We start from the raw sequence: 23,096 nt of genomic DNA, 5'->3' as shown, positions 1-23,096 counted from the left end.
GGGTTGCCCGTCAGGCCAGCAGCGACTCCAGCACCCGATGCAGATGCAGAACACCGACCCTGCCCAGCTCTGCCCGATCGGTGATCGGCCGATCGTCGCGCAGGAACCCGAGACGCCCCTCTGCAACGGCGTCAGCAATGACCTCTAGCAATTCATCCTGGGTATGACATCCGTCCAGCAGCGGCAGCAGCAACGCCGAGAATGCATCCAGCGTGACCGATTCGTGCCAGGGGTTGAACGTGACGCTTCCTTCGATACAGCCCGACAGCTGTGCGTAGGCAATGACTTCCGGGTCGACCCGTGGCATCCCTGCCGCCCCCGGCCCGCCGACCACGGCTGAGAGCCGGAAACGCCCAAAGTCGGACACCACAATGTGCTCGAACAGATCCAACAACTGCGCGTCGGCGTTGGGCGGCAGACTCCCCAGCTGTTGCTCGACGTACGCCAGTAGAGCCGGCAGATTCTGCGTCCGAGGCCAAACCTCGTTGAGGCGGTATGCAGCGACTTTCATCGCTGCGCCACGCAGGCCGACGCGACGGCCGTCAGCCACCCGGAAAGACTGTTCGCTGTCGTCCAGCTGAACCGCCCCTTCGCACTCGAAGCGCGCCGTGACGTGCAGCTTCGCCAACCGCTCGGGGGCCAACCGGTAGCGAATTGCGCCCGCCTGCTCCGCGTGGACCAGCAGTGTCTGGCGGGAACTGCGATTGGTCAGGATGTCGAAGTACTGCTCAAGGGCGACCTGACTGTTCCCGCACTCGCTGAGCAGCGCCTGCTGAACGCCCTCGGGAAAATGGTTGATGAACATCCCGGCGGCGCGGGTATCGGCCAGATAGGCCAGGCCGTGCTGCTCGAAGCGCTGTACAAAGTCAGTCAGGTAAAACGGAGTATTGCTCGGCTCGAGGAAGGTGGACAAACGCGCAGGATCTCCGCGCAGCGACTCGCACTCCTCCACCGCACCTTTGAGCGCATTCCCCCCCAGATGCGCCCAGCGCTTCAGGAAGTCGTACATGCCCTGCGCCTCGGCCAGTTCCTGCACACCCGGTACGCGGCCACTCAGGCGCAACAGCATGGCATCGCGCACCATTTCACGGGATTTCCACCCCGGATAGGTATTGAAGTTGACGTAGGCGATCCCGTTGGCGGCGAGGTTTTCCTTGCAGATACGCGCTACAGCGCGACGATCCTGGGAAGACAGATGGCTGTAGTGGTCGTGGCAGATGATGTAGTCGAACTGGCCCAGCTCCCCGGTGATCTCACCCAAGTCGGCAGCGTGTAGCCGCACGTTGTTGAGGCCCAGCTGCCGCACCGCTTGCAGGCCCGACTCGACGGCGTCATCCGATCGGTCGATTCCCAGCACCTTTGCGCGGCGATTTCGGGTCGCAAAAGGCAGCAGGTTGGCGCCACTCCCGCAGCCCAGCTCCAGTACCCGTGCGGTTCCCACGCTCGGCGGCTCCAGGCCGAACAGCCAGGCCAGCACGGCCAGGTGCTCGGGAGCGGTATGCGGATGGCAATTCGAAGATGGCTGCAGGGAACTGGCGTAGGAAGACGGCTGCGATGCGGCGGATACGGACACGGAAGAATGGCCTATTGAGTCGGAATACAAGCTTGCCGAGCGCATCGACAAGACTGCCGCGCATTCTGCCGCTCTGCTCGCCGCGAAGCCGCCGCCCAAAGTCGATTAAGGATATTTCTGACAGGACATTCGTCCACACCCAGGCTTTCCGTACTGAGGCTTCTGATTCGTCCGCCCGCAAACGCGCAGAGCCGTTGCGTCATCCGGTTTATACCGTGGCGGGGCTCCAGGCGATCAATTGTCCGGCACAGCCATGTCAGAGGGTGTCAGCAACGCCGCCGCCTGAGCGTCGAAATAAGCCACCTGCAATGCTCGAATCAGGCCATGCAGGCGACCGTCTCCATAGATCATCACGCCGTCCTGGCGAAGCCGGAGCTGCCCCTTTTCCAGCACGAAATCGGCGCCATCGGAGGAGCTGAAAACAAGCGTCTCCTTGTCCAGGCGAATCTGTTGAAGCACTGTTCCAGGCGCCTGAAAGCGGGCACGGATACGTGCCAGATAGGTTGGCGCCAGGCGGCTGAAAAGCTGCTGCACCTGCTCGCGAACTTCCAGAGGCGTCAGCCCGGGTCGCCGCTGCATTTCGCTGGCGATCAATGCAAAGACATCGGCATTGGCGCGGGCAACGGCGAGCCGTACTGACAGCAGCATCGTCACGCTGTCCTGGCTCGCCGTCGCCTCCGGCCGGTCGACTTTCCCATCGGCAGCGCGGGTAGTGCCTGCGCTCGCCTCCAGAAATGGCTGCAGATCGGCCGTACTGAACACGGTGCCCGCCAGGTAGGCGGCACAAAGGGTGGCCTGCCCCGCCCGGTCACCGTTTTTCAGCGGCACCAGAGCCGGGTTGCGATCCTGCCCTGGCGCGGCGTCCAGCCTTCGATCGGCCAGGAACTGGTTGACCTGATCCTGTGACAGGTCGCCGCGCGCCAGGCCGCAGATCTGGTTCATCAACTCCACCGTAAGGCCATTGTCCAGCCGAGGCGCCAGCGCGAGCACGGCACCCTGCACCAACGGCAAGGCGGGCAGACTCAACCAGTTGCGATGAACGGCAGCGCTTCCCGAGGGTTGAACAGGGTGCGGCTCCCCGCAGCCAGACAAGGCCAGGGAGCTCAAGGCAAGAGCAAGGACGCAGTATCGAAGGATCATGGCAGGCAGGAGCTGGAGAAGAGAAAAAGAGAGGGGTGCCAGAAGCAAGGAAGGCGCAACAGCTGGCCGCTGCTGCGCCTCAGCCTCAGTTCGCCTGAACCGCCACGCTCGTGCGACGGTTAGGCGCCAGGCAGGCAATGACCTCGGGTGTCGATGCTCCCGGACAATTGACCAGCGGTTGAGCAGGCCCTCTCCCCTCGGCGCTGATCAGCGCTCCGGAGATACCGTGTTGCATCAGGTAGGAGCGCACCGCATTGGCCCGCACCTGGGACAGACGGATATTGTTCTGCACGCTACCGATGCGGTCGGTGTAGCCGACGATTTCCACTGAAGTGACTTCGGCGCTCTTCAGGCCTTCGGCCAGCTCATCCAGCTTCGCCTTGCCTTCCGGACGCAGCACTGCGCTACCGAAGGCAAACGAGGCATCTGCCTCCAGATTGAGTGTCCGCGCCCTGGGTTGAGGCGCCGGCGAGGGTGCCGGCACCGGCGCCGGGGCCGCCTGCTGGCAATCTGCCGGGAGGAAGTAGAAGGACTGCGCAATGTGGTCCTTGTCGTAGAGCACCTTGTACTGGCAGACCTTGTCAGGTTGGCCTTCGGCCTGACGGAACTTGAAGATGTAGTCCCACTCACGCACGCCGAACATGCCCTCAGAGAACTGAGGGTGGCCCAGCAGGTCCTGGACCTGATGCTTGGTCATGCCCGGACGCATCTTGCCCAGGTTTTCCAGGTTGACGTAACTGCCTTCGGGAAGGCTGGCATCGTTCATCGCCGGGAACACCGGCTGCTGCGTATGCCCTGCCGAGTCGACGTCGCTGACGGTTCCGCAGGCAGCCAGCGCAGTCAGCGCGGATGCCGCGAGGGCCAGCTTCAGGCCGCCCAGTTTGAATTGCTCGAACATCTGATAAACCTCGAAAAAACCGCGAATGGCCCGGCTGAGCCGGGCCTCGACCTCAGGAAGGGATCACCACTGGTAACCAACGCCAACCGACACGCCGAACTCGCCCTGGGAGTCCGTGTTGCCTGAAAGTTTGGTTACCCATTTGCCGTTGTCGGAGATGCGCGAAACACCAATTGCCAGGGCGTTCTGCCCGCGGTAGTTGCCCATACCCACCGACGCCATGCTTGCACCCGGCACATACGGCTGTGGCAGCGTCGCGGCCGCAAGCGCTCCCGCGATACCAGCACTCAAGGTGTCGTCCTGCTTCTTCAAGTCATGCTTGAGGTCGCTATAGACGTTGTTGATGTTGTTGTTGATGTCCCCGGTAGCCTTGTTGAGCTGAGCCAGGTTGACTGCATCCGTGTCGGCGGTGCCGGCGGCCAGGTTGGTGATCTGCCGTTCCGAACCGGCGCTGCCCACCGAGACCGAGTTGGAGCGATCGGCGATCGAGTCATTACCCAGCGCGACCGAGTTGCTGGCGGTCGCCTTGGCGCGGGTACCGATGGCTGCGGAGTTGGCCCCGGAAGCCTCGGCGCCAGCACCACCAGCCACGGCGTCCTTTCCGGTGACTTTCGGCTTGGGCAGGTTACTGGTGTTGTTCACCTGGAACATGCCGTCCTTGCCGTTGGCGATGTTGGTGATATCAGCGTTGGTACTGTTCACCACCCCCTTGAGCTGGGCCACGTTGACTGCGTCGCTGTCCTCGCTGCCGGCAGCAACGCCAGTCACCTGGCGATAGATACCGGAGCTTGCGTCACCGACGCTGACTGCGCCCCTGTTGCTGGTGGTCGCGGCAATCGCCTGCGTCTGCTCATCGGTAGCGCCATCAGGAACATACCCGGTCGCGCCCGCTTCCCGAGCTGCCACCGAATCGCTGCCCAGGGCCACCCCACCATCGGAGGTAGCACTGGCATTGACACCCGCTGCCACCGAGTTCTTGCCCTGCGCGCCATCATTGGCGTAGTTGCCACCCTGCTCGCCACCGTCGTTGACGCTGTAGTAGTGCGTCTCGGCATTGGACATCGCGATATTCAGCTGGTCGACGTTGACCGCGTCGCCGCCGTCGACCCCCGCAGCGAGGTTGGTAATGCGCGTACCGCCGGAGCGTCCGGACTTGTTGTAAGTCGTACCACCCAGGGCAACGGCGTTGTAGTCGACGCTGCCGTCCTCGTTGATCACATACTTGACCGCGCCCTTGTCCAGCGTGCCGAGGCTGCCGTCGATATTCTCGATGGCCTGGTTGGTCGCAAACAGTTGCGAACCGTTGACGGCATCGGTGCTGGTTTCACTCAGACGGCCAGCAGCAACGTTGGTGATGGTGCGCTCATTGCCGACACTGCCCACGCTGACCGTGCTGGTCGGCGCGGTGCCGGCGAAGCTGTAACTTGTGCCTCGGATTGTCGTACCGGTGGTGGCGACAGCCTCGTCCGTGATCGAACCCGCGCCCAATGCCACGCTGCTGTCATGGCTGGAAACGGCGCCCATGCCAATGGCCACGGAGTCCTGCCCGGAAGCCACGGAATCTGTGCCGGTGGAATTGGCGTGGAAGTACTTGGTGCCTGTCTCGTAGATGTTGGTGACGCGGCCGTCCAGACCACCGATGTCCGTGGTGTTCTGGGTAACCTGGGCGTTGGTCTCATTGAGCTGAGACATGTTGACCGCGTCGCTGTCGTCCACGCCGCGAGCGACGTTGGTGATGCGTGTCCCACCAGTCCTGGTGGTGCTGTTGTAGGTGTCGCCCCCCAGGGTCACGCTGTCGTAGTTGATGCTGCCGTCGGGATTGACGTCGTACTTGACTGCACCGGCCGATGCTTCGCTCGCCGCGAGCTTCAACTGGGCTACGTTGACCGCATCGGTATCCTCTGCGCCAGCCGCCACGCCGGTGATGCGACGATCACCGATGTTCACCTCACCCTTGGCAGTTCCACCCGCCAGATAAGCCTCGTGCTCCAGCGTACTGCCGTCCGCAACGGAACCCGCCCCCAGCGCCACACTACCGTCGTGACTGGACACGGCGCCCATGCCTATGGCCACGGAATCCTGGCCGGAAGCCACGGAATCCGTACCGGTAGAGTTGGCGTGGAAGTACTTGGTGCCCGTCTCGTAGATGTTGGTGACACGGCCGTCCAGACCACCGATGTCCGTGGTGTTCTGGGTAACCTGGGTGTTGGTCTCATTGAGCTGAGACATGTTCACCGCATCGCTGTCACCCACGCCGCGAGCGACGTTGGTGATGCGTGTCCCACCGGTCCTGGTGGTGCTGTTGTAGATGTCCCCCCCCAGGGTCACGCTGTTGTAGTTGATGCTGCCGTCGGGGTTGACGTCGTACTTCACCGAACCCGCATCGAGGTTGTCGATGGCGGAGTTGGTGGCGAACAGCTGAGAACCGTTGACCGCATCGGTGCTGGTTTCGCTCAGGCGGCCAGCCGCAACGTTGGTGATGGTGCGCTCATTGCCAACACTGCCCACGCTGACCGTGCTGGTCGGCGCGGTTCCGGCGAAGTTGTAATCCGTGCCGGCAACGGTGGTGCCAGTGGTGGCTACGGCAGCGTCGGTTACCGAACCCGAGCCCAGCGCAACTGCGCCGTCCTGTGCGGCTTTGGCGCCCACGCCAGCGGCCAGTGCGTTCACACCGGTGGCGCCGTCGTTGTTGTAGTTGTCGCCCAGTACACCGTTGTCATTGACGCTGTAGTAATGGGTCTTCGCGCCGTCGACGGTATCGTTCAGCTGGTCGACGTTGACCGCATCGCCACCGTCCACACCCGCAGCGAGATTCTTGATTCGCGTGCCGCCGGTCCTGGTGGTCGTGTTGTAGGTATCACCACCCAGGGCGATGGTGTTGTAGTTGATGGAGCCGTCTGGGTTGACGTCGTACTTCACCGAACCCGCATCGAGGTTGTCGATGGCGGAGTTGGTGGCGAACAGCTGAGAACCGTTGACCGCATCCGTGCTGGTTTCGCTCAGGCGGCCCGCCGCAACGTTGGTGATGGTGCGCTCATTGCCAACACTGCCCACGCTGACCGTGCTGGTCGGCGCGGTTCCGGCAAAGGTGTAATCCGTGCCGGCAACGGTGGTGCCAGTGGTGGCTACGGCAGCATCGGTTACCGAACCCGAGCCCAGGGCAACTGCGCCTTCCTGCGCGGCCTTGGCGCCCACGCCAGCTGCCAGTGCGTTGACACCAGTGGCGCCGTCGTTGTCGTAGTTGCCACCTTGCTCGCCGTTGTCATTGACACTGTAGTAGTGCGTTTTGGCGGAGCGGTTGATCGTGTCGTTCAACTGGTCGACGTTGACCGCGTCGGTACCGTCGACGCCCTGGGCAAGGTTCCTGATCTGCTCGCCGCCGGCATCGATCCCGGCAGTGGTCACGCTAGGACCATTGGCAATGGTCAGGCCCGCCCCATCCAGCGTCGTCGTTCCGCCGGCTGTCAGGCTGGTGAAGGCCGGGTTGTCGGCCAGCAGCAGATTGAGCTGCCCATTGGCATCGACCTCGGTCTTCAGGTTTGCGCCACTGTACGTGCCAGCCGTGGTGGCTGCACCTTGCACAGTCAGGGTGTCGCCCAGTTGCTTGGCCGTGCTGCCGGTGTTGCCGGCGAAGGTGATCGGCGTGGCGATCACGTCATCGATCGACTCGGTGACCGCAAAGAGCTGGGAGCCGTTGATGGCGTCCGTGCTGGTCCGGCTGATTCGCCCCGCCGCAACGTTCGTCAGCGTACGTTCGTTGCCAACGTTGCCGATGCTGACGGTGCTGGTCGGTGCCACACCGGCGAAATCATAGGTGGTGTCGCCGATCTGGATGTTCTTCGTGGCAACCGTCGCACTGGTGGTGGAGCTGACGCCCAGGGCCACCGAGCGCGCGTGTTGCGCCGAGGCGCCGTTACCAATGGCCACCGCATCGATAGCCGTTGCCTTGGCCTTCGGGCCCACTGCCACGGCATTATCCATGGTCGCGGAGGCAGAGTTACCCAGAGCGGTGCTGAGTTTGCCCGCGGCATTGGTGCGCTCACCGATCGCTACGCCACCCTTGTCGGCGAAGGATTCGTTACCGACGGCCGTCGAAGCCTCGCTGGGGTCCGTCAGGCTGTTGGTCGCATGGGCCATGCGGCCGATAGCGACGTTGCCGGTAAACGCGCTGGGCGGATTGACCTCATCGGCCAGCGCCTGATAACCGATGGCAACGCTGCCGCTGGTCAGTGCCTGGGCTTCGTTGCCGACTGCCACCGAACCGGGGCCGAGGATGGATTGGGATACCGAGTCCTTGCCGATGGCGATACTCGCGTCATTGGCGAGCGTCTGGGCATTCGTGCCCATGGCAATGGAGTCGTTGGGAGTCGCGCTGGCGCCATCACCCTGGGCAATGGCCCCTACTCCGGCCGCCGATGCATTGGTGCCGATTGCCATGCTGCGAATCGCGGTGGTCTTCGAACCCGACCCAAGTGCCAGGCTGTCGATGGCGCCAGCGCTGGTGCTGTAGCCCAGCGCCGTGGCTCGCGCACCGGAAGCTTTCGCGCTGACGCCGACGGCCATCGAATTGGTCCCGCTCGCGCCGTCGTTGGTGTAGTTCGCGCCCTGGACATTGCCGTCGTTGACACTGGCGTAATGCGCCTCCGTGCTGCCCGCGGAGTTCATCAGAGCCGCACCCAGCGATCCGGCTTTCGGGCTGGTGGCTTCTGCGGCCGACGCCGGAGCAAGCGCGTAGCTGGTGCTGCCTATCGCGGCAGCAGGAGTCTCCGCTACAGCCCTGAAGGCGCCCAGGGCCGTGGAATATGCCAGGGCTGCGGACGACTCCGGATCACGGGAAGCGGATGCAGAACTGCTGATGGACTTCGAGGCATCAGCGAAATTCACGCTTTGCGCTTCTTCGGCCCAAGCGACCTGCGAGGCCCCGATGGCCAACGCCAGCGAAGTCGCCGCCAGGCCTGCTCCACGGGCTTTCTGGCGCCGCGAGCCACGCTTGCCCTTGCCCTTGGCCGTGGCGAATTCACAAGCGACCACCCAGGCATTGAGGGCGGCATTCCAAACCAGACGATACACCTTGTTCATCATTACTCCAGAAGAAGCAAAACCGCGATGGCGCTCGGCGTTACGGATGCCTGCTGGTTCGGCAGGTAGCGGCTACGCACGACGCGATGCTCGGGAGTCACTCGCCCCGGAAATTGCCTGATCGCCGAAGCGGCAACTTCCCGGCGGGTGATCCGCAACGCCATTTCGATTCAGGAAAAACGCACCGACACCCCTGGCGGAACTTGCGTTGGGATGCAGCGATTTACAGGACGTGGGGCGAACTCATCCGGGCCGGCGACAGCACTCGCCCCAACGGCCAGATCCGCCGCGGGCGAGCCGGAAAGTCCGGATACAGAAGAGGTGCATGGATAATTAACGGCGACTTCGATTTGGCCGAGGCAGGAGCGCCCTACAGCGAGGAGTCCAGCGTGGCGAAGAGCGAGGCGGACGCGCCAATTGCAGCTGGCGGCCATGGAAAGGCTGCACGCCTGCTCGCTCAAACTTCTAGAAATCACTTTAGGTTCTGCCTTTAATCACATGAATTATCGCCAGATAATCCTGATGGAAGGCATGCTAGAGAGATGGGGGAAATTGGAATATGAACCCAATACTGATTGGGTCGTAGGAATTTACCGAGGCCCTGGTCGAGCGCCTTCAGGCATGCGCCCATTTGGACAAATGGTGCGCAGCCCGCTTCGACAATGGCTTCCCGGCAGATGCTCTGGTGCTGACTCCAGAAAGCAAAATCCCGGCAGTAGCCGGGATTTTCATGATGCAGGACAGGGAGCTAACACTCCGTTCGGGAAAGCCGAAACGCCATCTACAGCCCTCCTCTTCACGGCTGCTTCGCTGCCAACAGCTTACTGACACCTGCTGGGAAGTAAGCCGCTTTCAACCGATAGACAGAACCCAGTAAATGTCCATTGCCATACCAGATCACTCCGTTCTGACTGAGCAACAGTCCATTCTCGACGGAATAATCGAATCGCGCGCCGACGTTGTTGCTGAAGACGAAGCGCCGGGCATCCAGTTGCTGGACCTGGTAGCCGGCGTTGCTCGGCGGCATCTGCTGCGCGATTCGCTCCAGATAAATCGGTGCCAGGCGGATGAACAGATCCCGAGCCTTGTCGCGATACTCCTGAATACTGAGGCCTGGTGTGCGCTGCAACTGTTCCGCAATCAGGGCAAAGATGTCCGCGTTGGCTCGTGCCTGGGCAATTCGCAGCGGCAGTAGCTGGGCAACGCGGCCGGCATCGACATCTTTCGCTGGAGCCGTGGCCTTGCTCGCTTCTTTCTCTCTGCCCTTTTCCTTGCCAACCTCGGCGACCGTCGTGCCTTGCTCTTGCAGATCACTCGCCTGGCTCGCCGGCTTGATGACGTCGCGCATATCGATCGGGCGCAATACTTCGGTGGCCTGATACGCGGCGCAAGCGATGGTCTGCGCCGCCACATTGCCGTTGACCAGCAAAGCCACCGCATCGTTGCTGGTCAACGGCAAACGGGTGGGCTCGATGTTCAGTTTTCTGAGCTGTTCGTTGATCTGGCCCTGTGTGGCCTTTCCGGTAGCCAGCGCGCAGATCTGCTGACTCAGCACGCCATCGCGCTGCCCACCGAAGGTCGGCGCCAGGGGCAGGATCGCATCCTGGATGATCGGCAACGTCGGAACGCTGAGCCAGTTGGCGGGGTCGGCAGTTGTCTTGCCCGACTGGTCACAACCCACCAGCATGGTGCCAATGAACAGAGAGGCAATGACTTCCTTGAACTTCATGTAAACGCCTTTGCGCCAAATTGAACGGGTGTCGGATTCTGCTGACGAGCAACTGCCGGCAAGAGCGCAATTCTAGAGTGCGCCCCTGGTCATGCGGACGCTCGCAGACTGAGAAAGGCATGGGAAACTTCCCATCCAACTGCCCAGGAGCGCGGCACCCACGGCGAGTCCAGGCGGTCCGGCGACTGGATTGCGACATATCAGCCCGCCGTACTCTCCGGCCCGGTAGACTGGCCACACCTTCATCCTCACCGGGGGCACGATGCCCCTTTCCACGGGCGCTGGCGCAAGGCCGGCGCGGAGTAACAAAGGCATGTCCTTCGAAATCGTCCTCGACCTCTTCGCGGCGCTCTGCTTTGGCGCCCTGATAGGCATGGAGCGCCAATGGCGCCAGCGCTTCACCGGCGTCGCCACCCACGGTCTGGTCGCGCTCGGCGCAGCCACCTTCGCCACCTTGCCCTTCCTCATGAACGCGGAAGACCAGGTGGTGCGCATGTCAGCCCAGGTGGTCACCGGCATCGGCTTCCTCGGCGCCGGCGTGATCATGCGCGACGGCCTCAGCGTGCGCGGCCTGAGCACCGCCGCCACCGTCTGGTGCACCGGCGCGGTGGGTGTGCTGGCAGGCGCCGGATTCCTCGCGGCGGCGCTGGTCGCCACCCTGCTGATCGTGCTGTGCAACCTCACCCTGCCCTCAGTGACCCGCTGGATCCAGCGTCACGCCCCTATAGAGCCGAGCAGCGAGCGCTACTACACGGTCCAGGCCGTCACCGAAGCCCACCAGGAAGCGCTGGTGCGCTCCACCCTGTTGCGCCGTCTGAGCGCCAACGGCCTGGCCCTGCAGAGCCTGGAAAGCCACGCGCGCAAGACCGGCGGGGACGTGGAAGTGGCCGCCCTGGTGCTGGCCCCGAGCGACAAGGACAGCCTGCTGGAGTCGCTGGTCGGCGAACTGGCCCTGGCCCCCTACGTTTCGGCAGCCAGCTGGTCGGTCAGCGACGGGCCGCAGTAGGCATCGCACGATAAAAAAGGGAGCCCATGGGCTCCCTTTTTTCCGTGTTCGTGCGAAGGCCGAAGCACCCAAGCCCTCAGCAGAAACGCCCTACGAGCGCGATCACGCACCTGCTCCGCTTCTGCGGGATGCCTGCCGGCGGGGTCGGCGCATGACGGACAGCCATGGCGCAGCGGCTGCTCAGCCGCCGAACACCGGGCGGAAAAAGCTCCGCTCGTAGCTGAGAATGCAACGGGTTTCTTCCGCGTAGCGGAACGCTGCCTGGCACTCGGGATCGTCCATGGACTGCTGCCGGTAGCGTTCGTAGTCGGCCAGGCTGGGGAAGGTGAACATCGCCAGGGCAATGTTGCTGGCACCCTCGGAGGGCAGGAAGTAACCGTGGTGCTGACCGCCGAAGCGCTCCACCAGCGGCATCCACAACCGGCCGTAGTGTTCGAATTCCTTGAGCTTGTAGGGGTCCAGCACATAGCGCAGGTAACAGGTGACCATCTCGCCAATTCTCTTCCGGTGAAAGGGACGGCCACTTTAGCGGGCAAACCCCTGCATCGATACAGGGATTCAACCTTGCGGGAGCGCTCCGCAGGACCCGTGTCGCACACCGCCGGGCTGCTCCGTGCTGCGCTCGTGGCGGGACCTTGTCCGCGCCCCGAAGGCCCGGCGTCAGGCGAAGACGAAGTACTTGCGCACCGTCTCCACCACTTCCCAGGTGCCCTTCATGCCCGGCTCGATGACGAACACGTCGCCGGCACGCAGGTGCACCGGCTGCTCGCCCTCGGGGGTGATGACGCAGTAGCCGTCGAGGAAATGGCAGTACTCCCACTTCTCGTAGTTCACCTCGAACTTGCCGGGGGTGCAGATCCAGGTGCCCATGATCTTGCTGCCGTCCGCCGACAGGTAGGCATTGAGGTTGACGGTGTGCGGGTCGCCGCCGATGCGCTTCCACTTGGTGGCGTCCAGCACGGGCGTCGGGCAGGTGTCGCGCAGTACGGTGATGAAATCGGACATGACAGCTCCAGTCGTTGCGGTGAAGGTCCGCCACCCTAGCCACGATCCGCCGCCAGGAGTTGCCTGGATTCGACATCGGTATGTCTGCCAGCGCTGCCCGCCCTCCGCTGACCCGCCCCCTGACAGATTTGTCATCCGCCGCTCATCTCGCCGTTATCCGCGCTCCCACACGATGCCCGTGGCCCTCGCCACGCCTGGGCAAAAACAACAACAGCAGGCGGTCACCGACCATTCCTGCCCTTGGGAGCAAATCATGTACCGACGCAAATTCCCGCTGGCGGCTTCGCTGCTGGCACTGGGAGTCGCTTCGCCGACCGTCTTCGCCGAGGCCGAAAGCAAAGAGAAAGCCGAAGGCTTCCTCGAAGGCGCCAGCCTGGAAATCCTCAACCGCAACCTCTACTTCAACCGCGACGCCCGCCACGGCCAGTCAGTGCCGCCGCGCGGCAACGGCTACTCGGAAGTCTGGGCCCAGGGGATCATCGGCAAGTTCGAATCCGGCTTCACCCAGGGCACGGTCGGCGTGGGCGTCGACGCCTTCGCCATGGTCGGCTTCCAGCTCGACACCGGTGACGGGCGCAACGGCGCCGGCAGCTCGGTGGACGTGCTGCCCACCGACAACGACGGGCGCACCGAGAGCGACTACGCCAAGGCCGGCGGCGCGGCCAAGGTGCGCCTGTGGGACACCGTGCTGAAGGCCGGCGACGTGTTCCCGGAAACTCCCGTGGTGCACTACGGCGATTCGCGCCTGCTGCCCGAATCCTTCCGTGGTTTTACCCTGCAGAACACCAGCCTCGAAGGCCTGACGCTGCAAGGCGGCCGCCTGCACGGCATGAGCCAGCCGCAGTCGCGGCAGATGGACGACGGTTTCGCCACCTTCTACGCCGGCCCGGTGGATTCGGCCTGGCTCGCCTACGGCGGCGGCGACTACGCCATCAACGACAACGCCAGCGTCAGCCTCTACAGCAGCCGCCTGAATGACGCCTGGAACCAGTACTACTTCGGCACTGCGCTGAACTTCCCGCTCAGCGAGGCCGTGGAGCTGTTCGGCGGCTTCAACTACTACAAATCGCAGGACGAAGGCCGCGAGCTGCTCGGCGAGTTCAACACCAACATCTGGAGCGCCAGCGCCGGCGTGCACTTCGGCGCCCACCGCATCGCCGTCAGCCACCAGCGCAACAACGGCAACAACGACTTCGACTACCTGCGCCAGGCCGACTCGATCTACCTGGACAACTCCATCCAGTACAGCGACTTCAACTCGCCGAAGGAGCGCTCGTGGATGGTCCGCTACGACCTCGACATGGCCACCTACGGCGTACCGGGCCTGAGCTTCATGACCCGCTATGCCCGCGGCACCGACGCCGATTACTCCAACGCCAACGCCGTGTACATGCGCACGGATGACAACGGCGACCCGCTCACCGATCAGAAGCGCTGGGAGCGCGACATCGAGGCCAAGTACGTGTTCCAGGAAGGCCAGCTCAAGGACCTGTCCCTGCGCGTACGCCAGGCGACAACCCGCGCCACCGCCTTCGAGTCGGACCTGGACGAAATGCGACTGATCGTCGAATACCCGCTGGCGATTCTGTGACGGCCTGCGCCTGACGGGAGGATGACGGAATTGTCAGCTGCGCCTCAGCCTCCCGTTAGGCGCGCCTGCGTATAACGGAAGCCATCACCGCCCCCCAAGGCTACTGGTGATGATTTCCCCGCAGCACTGCTCCTCTCCCTGGCGCTCCACGTGCCCTTTGGGGGGAGAGGAACTCTCGGCGCCCGAATGGGCGCCTTTTTTTGCCTTGAAGAAACTTCCCTGTGGGGGCGGCTCATGCCTGTGGTTTGCACGGCACCTATCTGTTGGCTCCCAAGTTACCCATGACGACGGAGCTGACCTGCAGAAGCGCGCCATGCGCGCGATCGCGGGCATGGACCGCTCCTACCGGATAGATCTGTGCTCGGATCGGCCCTCACCCTAACCCTCTCCCAAGGGGAGAGGGGACCGTTCGGTGCCGGATGAAACCACAGCGTCAGCCGGCACGATTTTCTCCCTCTCCCTGAGGGAGAGGGCTGGGGTGAGGGGGAAAGCACAAACACGGGACTACCAGGGAAAGACAGTTGCCCCTACAAGGAATCGTCGGCGTTGGGCGGTTTGCGAGCAAGGACTAGGCGTCCCCCTCGGTCCTACGCAGAGCATCTCTGCGTCACACAAGGCAGGACCGTAGTGCGCATAACGCGCCAGCGTTATCCGCCGTCGTGGCATCGGCGGATAACCCGTTCCGGGTTATCCGCCCTGCATACTGACCTGCAAGGAGCGTCCCATGGACGCGATCGCGTGCATGGCCCGCGTCCAGAGAGCGAGCAAGACGTCAGGCGCCCTACCCCTCCTCATCCCGCCGATGCATCCACCGATACAACGCCGGCAGCACCAGCAGCGTCAGCGTGGTCGAGGACAGGATGCCGCCGATCACCACCGTCGCCAGCGGCCGCTGCACTTCCGCGCCAGTGCCAGTCGCCAGGGCCATGGGCACGAAGCCCAGGGACGCCACCAGCGCCGTCATCAGCACCGGACGCAAACGCGTCAGAGCACCCTCGCGGATCGCCGCGTCGAGGCCGCGCCCTTCCTCCCGCAGGCTGCGGATGAAGGAGATCATCACCAGACCGTTGAGCACCGCCACCCCCGACAGCGCGATGAAGCCCACGCCGGCGGAGATCGATAGAGGAATGTCACGCAGCCACAGCGCGACTACGCCGCCAGTAAGAGCGAAGGGAATCCCGGTGAACACCACCAGCCCGTCACGGACGTTGTTGAACATCATCAGCAACAGGGTGAACACCAGCAGCAGCGCCACCGGCACCACGATCTGCAGGCGCTGCGCCGCCGACTGCAGCTGCTCGAACTGGCCGCCCCAGGTGGTCCAGTAACCGGCCTGCAGCTTCACCTGCTGCCCGATGCTGGCGCTGGCCTCGGAGACGAACGAACCGATGTCCCGCCCGCGCACGTTTGCGCTGACCACGACGAGGCGCTTGCCGTTCTCGCGGCTGACCTGGTTCGGCCCCTGCACCAGTTCCAGGCGCGCCACTTCGCCCAGGGTGATGAAGCCGATGCGCGAGTCCGTGGCGTTGGCCGGGGCCGGCACCGGGATGAGCATGCGCGACAGCGCGTCGATATCGCTGCGCAGGTTTTCCGGCAGGCGCACGATCAGGTCGAAGCGGCGGTCGCCGTCGAACAGCGTGCCCGCCTCGCGGCCACCGATGGCCACGGCGACGTTGTCCTGGATGTCGCCGACATTCAGCCCATAGCGCGCCGCACGCTGGCGGTCGATGTTGACAGTAAGCACCGGCAGGCCGCTGGTCTGCTCGACCTTCACCTCGGACGAACCCTGCACCTGGCGCAGCACGCCGGCGATCTGCTCGGCGGTCTGGTTCAGCACCGTCATGTCATCGCCGAAGACCTTCACCGCCACATCGCTGCGCACACCGGAGATCAGTTCGTTGAAACGCAGCTGGATCGGCTGCGACAGCTCGTAGGCGCTGCCCGGCACACCGTTGGCGGCTTCCTGGATCTCCGCCTCCAGCTGCGCGCGGCTCTTCTTCGGGTCGGGCCACTGGTCCTTGGGCTTGAGCATCACGTAGGCGTCGGAGATGTTCGGCGGCATCGGGTCGGAGGCGATCTCCGCGGTGCCGGTGCGGCTGAACATGCGCTGCACCTCGGGCACCTTGTCGAGCACCTGGCGCTCGAGCTTTTCCTGCATGGCCACCGATTGCGACAGGCTGGTGCCTGGCGTGCGCAGCGATTGCAGGGCGAAGTCGCCCTCGCCCAGGCTGGGCACGAACTCGCTGCCCATGCCCCTGGCAATCACGCCCGAGAGCACCACCAGCACGGCGGCCACGGCGAACACCAGCGCACGACGCGCCATCACCCAGTCCAACACCGGTTCGTAGGCGCGGCGCGCACCGCGCATCAGCAGGTTCTCCTCTTCCTTGACCTTGCCGGTGATGAACAGCGCGATGGCCGCCGGCACAAAGGTCACCGAGAGGATCATCGCGCCCAGCAGCGCCAGCACCACGGTGAAGGCCATGGGGTGGAACATTTTCCCCTCGACACCGGTGAGGGCGAAGATCGGCAGGTACACCACCATGATGATCAACTGGCCGTAGATCAGCGCGCGGCGCGCCTCCTTCGAGGCGGCGAAGACCTCATGCAGGCGCTCGCTGCGGGTCAGCATGCGGCCGTGGTGCTGCTGCGCGTGGGCCAGGCGGCGGATGGCGTTCTCGACTATCACCACGGCGCCGTCGACGATGATGCCGAAGTCCAGCGCGCCGAGACTCATCAAGTTGGCGCTGATGCGGTTGCTGAACATGCCGGTGAAGGTGAACAACATGGCCAGCGGGATCACCATGGCGGTGATCAGCGCCGCACGGATGTTGCCGAGGAACAGGAAGAGCACGGCAATCACCAGGATCGCGCCCTCGGTAAGGTTGCGCTTGACCGTGGCGATGGCCTTGTCGACCAGTTGCGTGCGGTCGTAGACCGTCACCGCCTTGACCCCGGCCGGCAGCGTGCGGTTGATCTCCTCCAGCTTCGCCGCGGAGGCCTTGGCGACGGTGCGGCTGTTCTCGCCGATCAGCATGAACACCGTGCCGAGCACCACTTCGCGGCCATCCTCGGTGGCGGCGCCGGTCCGCAGCTCGCGGCCGAGATCGACCTCGGCAATGTTGCGCAGGCGTATGGGCGTGCCGTCGACATTGGCCACCACGATATTGGCGATGTCTTCCAGGCTGCCCACCTGCCCCGGTGCGCGCACCAGCAACTGCTCGCCGTTGCGCTCGATGTAGCCGGCGCCGACGTTGGCGTTGTTGCGCTCCAGCGCGGCGATCACATCCGCCAGGGTCAACCGGTAGGCCGCCAGCCGGCGGGTGTCGGGGGCAACCTGGAACTGCTTGGCGAAGCCGCCGATGGTGTTCACCTCGGCGACGCCCGGCACGTTGCGCAGCTGCGGCTTGATCACCCAGTCCTGGATCACCCGCAGGTCGGTCGGCGTGTACTCGCTGCCGTCCTCCTTGCGCGCGCCCGGCTCGGCCTCGATGGTCCACAGGAAGATTTCCCCGAGGCCGGTGGAGATCGGCCCCATGGCCGACTCGACGCCCTCGGGCAGTTGCTCGCGCGCCTGCTGCAGGCGTTCGTTGACCAACTGGCGGGCGAAGAACAGGTCGGTGCCGTCCTTGAAGATCACCGTCACCTGCGACAACCCCGAGCGCGAGATCGAGCGCGTCTGCTGCAGGCCCGGCAGGCCCGCCATGGCGGTCTCCACCGGGTAGGTGACGCGCTGCTCGGTCTCCAGCGGGGTGAAGCCCGGCGCCGAGGTGTTGACCTGCACCTGCACGTTGGTGATGTCGGGCACCGCGTCGATGGGCAGCTTCTGGTAGCTGGCGATACCCAGGCCGGCCATGCCGAGGACGGCGAGCAGCACGAGATAGCGCTGCTCGATGGCGAAACGAATGATGCGTTCGAACATGTTCTCGCCCCGTCAGTGCGCGTGGGACGCCGAGCTCTTGCCCAGCTCCGACTTGAGAATGAAGCTGCCTTCGGTCGCCACCTGGTCGCCGGCGACAAGCCCGGCCAGCACCTCGACGAGACCTGCGCTGCGAACGCCGAGATCGACCGGCCGCGTGTCGAAGCCCTCGGCACTGCGCACGAACACGCTGGGCTTGCCTTCCACCTCCTGGATCGCCTGCTCCGGCACCGCGACCGGCACCTGACGCGCATTGCTGCTCACCCGCACATTGACGAACAGGCCAGGGCGCCAGGCGCCATCAGGGTTGGCCAGGGTGACGCGGGCCACCGCGCTGCGGGTCTGCTCACCGAGCAGGTTGCCGACATAGCTGACGCGGCCGTCGACCTGCATGCCGAGGTCCGCCGCCTCCACCCGCGCCGGCTTGCCCACCTGCACCCGCGCCAGGTCCTGCGGCGCCACGCTGAAGCTGGCCCAGACCCGCGACAGGTCGGACAGCGTGAAAGCCGCCGTGGTCTCGCTGACCACCTCGCCGGGCACCAGGTGCTTCTCCACCACCACGCCGTCGAATGGCGCGCGCAGCTCATAGCGATTGCCCCCGGCACTGACCGACACGCCGCTCAGCGCATTGGTTTTCTGCTGTGCGTTGGCCAGCGCGATGCGCGCCTCTTCCAGGTCCTGGCGGGCCTGCAGGTAGTCCTGCTCGGCGGAAATCTTCTCCTGCCACAACTCCCGTTCGCGCTCGAAGGTCTTGCTCGCCAGGCTCGCCCGGCGCTGGGCGGCGGCCAGCTCGCTGCGCAATTCGGAGACCTGCTGGCTGGCGATCACCGCCAGCAGTTGGCCCTTCTTCACGCTCTGCCCGAGGTCCACCGCCACCGATTCCACTACGCCGGGCGTGCGCGGCACGACGTGGGCGGTGCGGTCCTGGTCGAAGCCGATCTCGCCGGGCAGGCTGAACGCCTCGTCCAGCGCCTTCGGCCCTGCCGTGGCGAGCTGGATACCGGCGGCCTCGATCTGTGCGGGGCTCAGGTGCAGGCCCTCCTCCTCGGCTTCGCTGGAGGCGTTGACCGGTGGCGCAGCGTGATGTTCAGCATCAGCATGGCTTGGCGCTTCGGCATGGCGCGTCGGCGCGGCGTTGCCGTGGTGCTCGCCGTCAGCATGGGTCGCGTCGTCGAGGTGGCTGCCACCGGCCTGTTCGCTGCCCATCCAGGCGTAGGCGCTGACGCCCAGCGCGGAGGCCAGCAGAACGGCGGCGGCGAGAGGGGTTTTCTTGATCATGGAAGCTCCGGGAAATTTCCGCCGGCGCCGCGCCGTAGCGCAGGCACCGCAGGGTGATGGAGGGTGCTGAAGAGGTCGTGGACGCACCAGTGCACGGGCAGGCTCACGGTCGGCGCGGCGGCAGACGGTGTCAGGCTCACGAGCAGCAGACCGAACCAGGCGCAGCGGCGCTTAGCGGGCCGCGCCGACATCGCCGTAGACCCTTTCGATCCGTCCCCAGGCATCGCTGACCTGGGCCAGCGCACGCAGGTACTGGTCGCGGGCGGTGATCAGGGTGCGCTGGGCGTCGAGCACTTCGAGGAAGCCGAACTTGCCCATCTCGAAGCCGCGCGTGGCGCTCTCCACGGCGGTCTGGGCGCTGGGCAGGATGGTCTGGCGGAAGGCATTCACCTCGCCCTGGGCGGTGCTCCACTGCTGCAGCGCCTGCTGGGTTTCCTGGCGCAGGCGCAGTTCGGTGGCGTTGCGCAGGTCACGGGCCTGATCGGCGCGGCGGGATTCGGCGAGGATGTTGCCCTGGTTGCGGTCGAACAGCGGCAGCGGCAGGCTGAAGCCGATCACCGCGATGCGGTCGCGGTTGCCGGCGTCGATGGCCTCCTGGGTGCCGACGCTGACGTCGAGGTCGGGAATGCGCTGGGTCTTCGCCAGCCGCACAGCGGCCTCGCCCTGATCGATGCGGGACTGTGCCAGACGCATCTCCGCGCTGTCGCCCAGGCGGTCGAGCAGCTGATTGCTGCTGGGCAGGCCGGGCAAGGGTTCGACGCTGTCGCTGCGCACGCCGCTGAAATCCGGCAGTGCCAAGCCCATCAGCGCGGCCAGTGCCTGGTTGGCGTCGGCTCGTTCGCGGCGGGCGCGGGACTGTTCCAGGCGTACTTCGGCGAGTTGCACCTGCGCGCGGTTGGCCTCCAGCGGTGGAGCCTTGCCAGCACGCACGCGCCCCTCAGCCGCAGTCACACCACGCTGCGCCAGTTCCACCGACTGCTGTGCCAGGCGCTCCCGCTCCTGGGCACGCAAGGACGTGTAGAAAGCCGCGATCACTTCGCCACGCAGCTGGTTGCGCCGCGCCTGCAGGCTCAGTGCGGCAACATCCTGGCCGCGCTCGGCCAGCTCCACCCGCGCGCCGCGCTTGCCGCCCAGCTCCAGCGGCTGGCTGATACCGATCGTGGTGGTGCGATTGCGCGAATCCGTGCCTTCCTGGTCCCAGGACAGCGTCGGGTTGCGCAGCAGGCCGGCCTGTTCGCGCAATCCCTGGGCGATGCCGATTTCCCGGCCGCTGGCGGCCAGCTCGGGGTTGCCGCTGGCGGCGGCCTGCAGGGCATCCTCGATGCCGATCTCGCGGGCCTGCGCCCCGCTTGGCAACTGCCAGAGCAGCAACGCCAGCAGCATTGCCGGCACGGCAAATCCAGTACGTCTTGAAAACACGGCGAACCTCGCACGGTGGAGTCAACTTCGACGGCATCCCGTCATTTCCACCGGCGAATCTAGAAGTGCCTCTCTAGCGACAAGGTGACTGGATAATTACAAACATGTAATTGGCCATCTGCCGACTTCCCGTTGTATGTATTTAAAAAGGCCCCGCGCCTCTTCCAGGTAACTTCAGGAAACAATTCGCGGCACTCCGGACAAACTGAAGCCCTTCTGAAATCCCTTACAGACCAGCGACCTACAGAACTTTCAGTACTCCGCCCCCAGCCAGAAGTGCGACATCACCACGGTTGACCCTGAAGTCGCTACAGCTTCTAGACTGCGCGCCTTTCTCGTTGGCGGCATGAACTTCCCTGCACCTGCGGCACCACTCTTCACGTAATTACCGGGTAACTATCCATGAAAATCCTGCTCATCGAGGACGACCACAAGACGGCCGATTATCTGCAACAGGGACTGAGCGAAAGCGGCTATGTCGTCGACCGCGCCGACAACGGCGTCGACGGCCTGCACCTGGCCCGGCAGTGCGCCTACGACCTGGTCATCCTCGATGTGAACCTGCCGCAGATGGACGGTTGGGATGTGCTCGCCAGCCTGCGCCAGCACAGCGACATCCGCGTGATGATGCTCACCGCCCGCGGCCGTCTCACCGAGCGGGTGAAAGGCTTCGACCTGGGCGCCGACGACTACCTGCTCAAGCCCTTCGAATTCCCCGAACTGCTGGCCCGCGTACGCTCGCTGATGCGCCGCAGCGAACGCATCGACCAGCCGCAAGTGCTGCAGATCGGCGGGCTGGAGCTGGACCCCGGCCGCCATCGCGCCTACCGCGACAGCCAGCGCATCGACCTGACCAGCAAGGAGTTCGCCCTGCTGCACCTGCTGATGAGCCGCAGCGGCGAAGTGCTCTCGCGCACGCAGATCATCTCGCTGGTCTGGGACATGAACTTCGACTGCGACACCAACGTGGTGGAAGTCACCATCCGCCGCCTGCGCGCGAAGGTCGACGATCCCTTTGCCGACAAGCTGATCCACACCCTGCGCGGGGTCGGCTACGTGCTGGAGTCCCGCGCATGAAGGCGGCCAGCCTGTCGCTGCGCATCGGCCTGTGGGTCGGCGTGCTGGGGTCGGTGCTGATGGTCCTGCTGCTCACCCTCGCCTACCTCGCCCTCGACCATCAGCTGGACCAGCGCGCCCACCGCGAGCTGGAGGACAAGCTCGGACAACTGCGCCACGCGCTGGAGGCCGACCCCGGCCTCGCCGCCCTGCCCCTGCGCGGCCATGCCCTGCAGGACCAGTTGATGGGCCACGACAACCTCAGCGCCGCGCTGCTCGATGAGCAACGCGGACGGCCGGCGCAATTCAGCAGCGGGCCGACTACCGACCTGCCGAAACTCGACGAGTTCGCCGGCAACGGCCGCGCCTTTGGCTGGACCACGGCGGACGGTCGCCGCCTGCTCACCGAACGCAGCCTTGTCCGTCTGCGCGACGGCAACAGCCTGCGGGTGTTCCTGACCCTGGATCGGCGCGACGACGACGCCCTGCTTGGCGCCTTCCTGCGTTCGGCCTGGCTGGCGGTGCCGCCGTTGCTGCTGCTGATCGCCCTTGGTGCGCGCCTGGTGGCCAAGCGCGGCCTGCTACCGTTGCGCCAGTTCGGCCAGGTGGCCTCGCTGGTCACCACCCAGGACCTCAGCCACCGCATTCCGCTGCAGGACCTGCCACGGGAGCTGGGCAAGGCGGCGCGGGCACTGAACCTGATGCTGCACCGATTGGATGGCGGCGTGCAGCAGCTCACGCAGTTCTCCGACGATATCGCCCACGAGCTGCGCTCACCCATCGGCAACCTGCTGGGCAAGGCTCAGGTGACGCTGTCGCGGCCACGGGAAAAGGAAGAGTACGAGGCGGTGCTGGCGGCGAGTACCGAGGAACTGGAACGGGTCGGGCGGATCGTCAGCGACATGTTGTTCCTCGCCCAGGTCAGTCATCCGCGCGCGCTGCTGCCGCAGGAGCCAGTGCAGCTGGAGGAAGAAGCAGCGAAGGTCGCCGAGCTGTTCGATTTCAGTGCCGAGGAGAAGTCGCTCTCCATCGTCATCGAAGGTCACGGGCGGGTGGTGGGTGACCGGCTGATGATCCAGCGCGCCATGTCCAACCTGCTGTCCAACGCCATCCGCCACACGCCCGGGGGCGAGCGCATCAGCGTGCAGGTGCGGGACGATGGCGAAGCCGTGACGCTGCAGGTGCAGAACCCCGGCGCGGGCATAGCCGCCGAACACCTGCCGCACCTGTTCGAGCGCTTCTATCGGGTCGACAAGGGCCGTTCGCGGGCACAGGGCGGCACCGGCCTGGGGCTGGCCATCGTGCGCTCGATCATGGAGCTGCACCTGGGCTCGGCCAGCGCGCAGAGCTCGGAGGAAGGGCCGACGCGCTTCCTCCTGAGATTCCCCGCTTCACCTGACTGA

The 23,096-nt window shown here is 64.9% G+C and carries 14 protein-coding genes; 4 read left to right on the top strand and 10 right to left on the bottom strand.

The genetic code is table 11. The features are described 5' to 3' along the window. Window positions 1–10: 10 nt before the first annotated feature. From IB255_RS27395 to IB255_RS27375, 5 genes are all read right to left on the bottom strand, one after another. A complete protein-coding gene (locus IB255_RS27395; protein WP_168190481.1) occupies window positions 11–1,477 on the bottom strand; it encodes a methyltransferase regulatory domain-containing protein in 1,467 nt (488 codons plus the stop codon). A 330-nt stretch (window positions 1,478–1,807) separates the two neighbouring features. After that, on the bottom strand, window positions 1,808–2,515 hold the full coding sequence (locus IB255_RS27390) for a hypothetical protein (RefSeq protein WP_139791505.1): 708 nt from the start codon (window positions 2,513–2,515) through the stop codon (window positions 1,808–1,810). A gap of 283 nt (window positions 2,516–2,798) precedes the next feature. Beyond that, complete coding sequence (locus IB255_RS27385) at window positions 2,799–3,611, bottom strand: OmpA family protein (RefSeq protein WP_081517044.1); 813 nt, start codon at window positions 3,609–3,611, stop codon at window positions 2,799–2,801. A 63-nt stretch (window positions 3,612–3,674) separates the two neighbouring features. Next, complete coding sequence (locus IB255_RS27380; protein WP_192211125.1) at window positions 3,675–8,690, bottom strand: YadA-like family protein; 5,016 nt, start codon at window positions 8,688–8,690, stop codon at window positions 3,675–3,677. A gap of 796 nt (window positions 8,691–9,486) precedes the next feature. Next, window positions 9,487–10,419, bottom strand: coding sequence for a hypothetical protein (locus IB255_RS27375; RefSeq protein ID WP_192211124.1), 933 nt, complete (start codon window positions 10,417–10,419; stop codon window positions 9,487–9,489). A 313-nt stretch (window positions 10,420–10,732) separates the two neighbouring features. On the opposite strand from IB255_RS27375, the gene IB255_RS27370 reads away from it, so the two are divergent. Next, window positions 10,733–11,425 carry an MgtC/SapB family protein gene (locus tag IB255_RS27370; RefSeq protein ID WP_081517041.1) on the top strand — a complete coding sequence of 231 codons (693 nt, stop codon included), beginning with the start codon at window positions 10,733–10,735 and terminating at the stop codon, window positions 11,423–11,425. A gap of 180 nt (window positions 11,426–11,605) precedes the next feature. Here the strand turns inward: IB255_RS27370 and IB255_RS27365 are convergent, their stop codons facing one another. Both IB255_RS27365 and IB255_RS27360 read right to left on the bottom strand, forming a co-directional pair. After that, on the bottom strand, window positions 11,606–11,914 hold the full coding sequence (locus IB255_RS27365; RefSeq protein ID WP_081517040.1) for an NIPSNAP family protein: 309 nt from the start codon (window positions 11,912–11,914) through the stop codon (window positions 11,606–11,608). A 171-nt stretch (window positions 11,915–12,085) separates the two neighbouring features. Then, the gene (locus IB255_RS27360) at window positions 12,086–12,430 is read right to left on the bottom strand and encodes a cupin domain-containing protein (protein WP_081517039.1); all 345 of its coding nucleotides are present in this window, start codon (window positions 12,428–12,430) and stop codon (window positions 12,086–12,088) included. 253 nt (window positions 12,431–12,683) lie between these two features. Between IB255_RS27360 and IB255_RS27355 the strand changes: the two genes are divergently transcribed. Next, window positions 12,684–14,021 carry an OprD family porin gene (locus IB255_RS27355; protein WP_192211123.1) on the top strand — a complete coding sequence of 446 codons (1,338 nt, stop codon included), beginning with the start codon at window positions 12,684–12,686 and terminating at the stop codon, window positions 14,019–14,021. A gap of 781 nt (window positions 14,022–14,802) precedes the next feature. Here IB255_RS27355 and IB255_RS27350 read toward each other — a convergent pair. The 3 genes from IB255_RS27350 to IB255_RS27340 all read right to left on the bottom strand — a co-directional run bounded on the left by IB255_RS27350 (window position 14,803) and on the right by IB255_RS27340 (window position 20,601). Continuing rightward, window positions 14,803–17,943 carry a CusA/CzcA family heavy metal efflux RND transporter gene (locus tag IB255_RS27350; protein WP_081517037.1) on the bottom strand — a complete coding sequence of 1,047 codons (3,141 nt, stop codon included), beginning with the start codon at window positions 17,941–17,943 and terminating at the stop codon, window positions 14,803–14,805. A gap of 12 nt (window positions 17,944–17,955) precedes the next feature. Further along, complete coding sequence (locus tag IB255_RS27345; RefSeq protein ID WP_225595055.1) at window positions 17,956–19,218, bottom strand: efflux RND transporter periplasmic adaptor subunit; 1,263 nt, start codon at window positions 19,216–19,218, stop codon at window positions 17,956–17,958. Window positions 19,219–19,389: 171 nt separating this feature from the next. Beyond that, window positions 19,390–20,601, bottom strand: a complete 1,212-nt coding sequence (locus tag IB255_RS27340; protein ID WP_192211130.1) for a TolC family protein — start codon at window positions 20,599–20,601, stop codon at window positions 19,390–19,392. A gap of 438 nt (window positions 20,602–21,039) precedes the next feature. Between IB255_RS27340 and IB255_RS27335 the strand changes: the two genes are divergently transcribed. Next, entirely contained in the window at window positions 21,040–21,714 is a 675-nt protein-coding gene (locus tag IB255_RS27335) for a heavy metal response regulator transcription factor (RefSeq protein ID WP_081517035.1), read from the top strand. Then, a complete protein-coding gene (locus IB255_RS27330; protein ID WP_192211122.1) occupies window positions 21,711–23,096 on the top strand; it encodes a heavy metal sensor histidine kinase in 1,386 nt (461 codons plus the stop codon). Before IB255_RS27335 ends, IB255_RS27330 begins: the two co-directional genes overlap by 4 nt.

It is taken from the genome of Pseudomonas sp. PDM22 (assembly GCF_014851965.1).
Taxonomy (GTDB): Bacteria; Pseudomonadota; Gammaproteobacteria; order Pseudomonadales; family Pseudomonadaceae; genus Pseudomonas.
This window is presented reverse-complemented; position numbering and strand designations above follow the sequence as displayed.

Coding starts and splice junctions, on each gene's coding strand:
- IB255_RS27370 (WP_081517041.1), top strand. CDS start 10,733: ATGTCCTTCGAAATCGTCCTCGACCTCTTCGCGGCGCTCTGCTTTGGC.
- IB255_RS27335 (WP_081517035.1), top strand. CDS start 21,040: ATGAAAATCCTGCTCATCGAGGACGACCACAAGACGGCCGATTATCTG.
- IB255_RS27360 (WP_081517039.1), bottom strand. CDS start 12,430: ATGTCCGATTTCATCACCGTACTGCGCGACACCTGCCCGACGCCCGTG.
- IB255_RS27375 (WP_192211124.1), bottom strand. CDS start 10,419: ATGAAGTTCAAGGAAGTCATTGCCTCTCTGTTCATTGGCACCATGCTG.
- IB255_RS27350 (WP_081517037.1), bottom strand. CDS start 17,943: ATGTTCGAACGCATCATTCGTTTCGCCATCGAGCAGCGCTATCTCGTG.
- IB255_RS27390 (WP_139791505.1), bottom strand. CDS start 2,515: ATGAACCAGATCTGCGGCCTGGCGCGCGGCGACCTGTCACAGGATCAG.
- IB255_RS27345 (WP_225595055.1), bottom strand. CDS start 19,218: ATGATCAAGAAAACCCCTCTCGCCGCCGCCGTTCTGCTGGCCTCCGCG.
- IB255_RS27365 (WP_081517040.1), bottom strand. CDS start 11,914: ATGGTCACCTGTTACCTGCGCTATGTGCTGGACCCCTACAAGCTCAAG.
- IB255_RS27380 (WP_192211125.1), bottom strand. CDS start 8,690: ATGAACAAGGTGTATCGTCTGGTTTGGAATGCCGCCCTCAATGCCTGG.
- IB255_RS27340 (WP_192211130.1), bottom strand. CDS start 20,601: ATGCTGCTGGCGTTGCTGCTCTGGCAGTTGCCAAGCGGGGCGCAGGCC.
- IB255_RS27330 (WP_192211122.1), top strand. CDS start 21,711: ATGAAGGCGGCCAGCCTGTCGCTGCGCATCGGCCTGTGGGTCGGCGTG.
- IB255_RS27385 (WP_081517044.1), bottom strand. CDS start 3,611: ATGTTCGAGCAATTCAAACTGGGCGGCCTGAAGCTGGCCCTCGCGGCA.
- IB255_RS27355 (WP_192211123.1), top strand. CDS start 12,684: ATGTACCGACGCAAATTCCCGCTGGCGGCTTCGCTGCTGGCACTGGGA.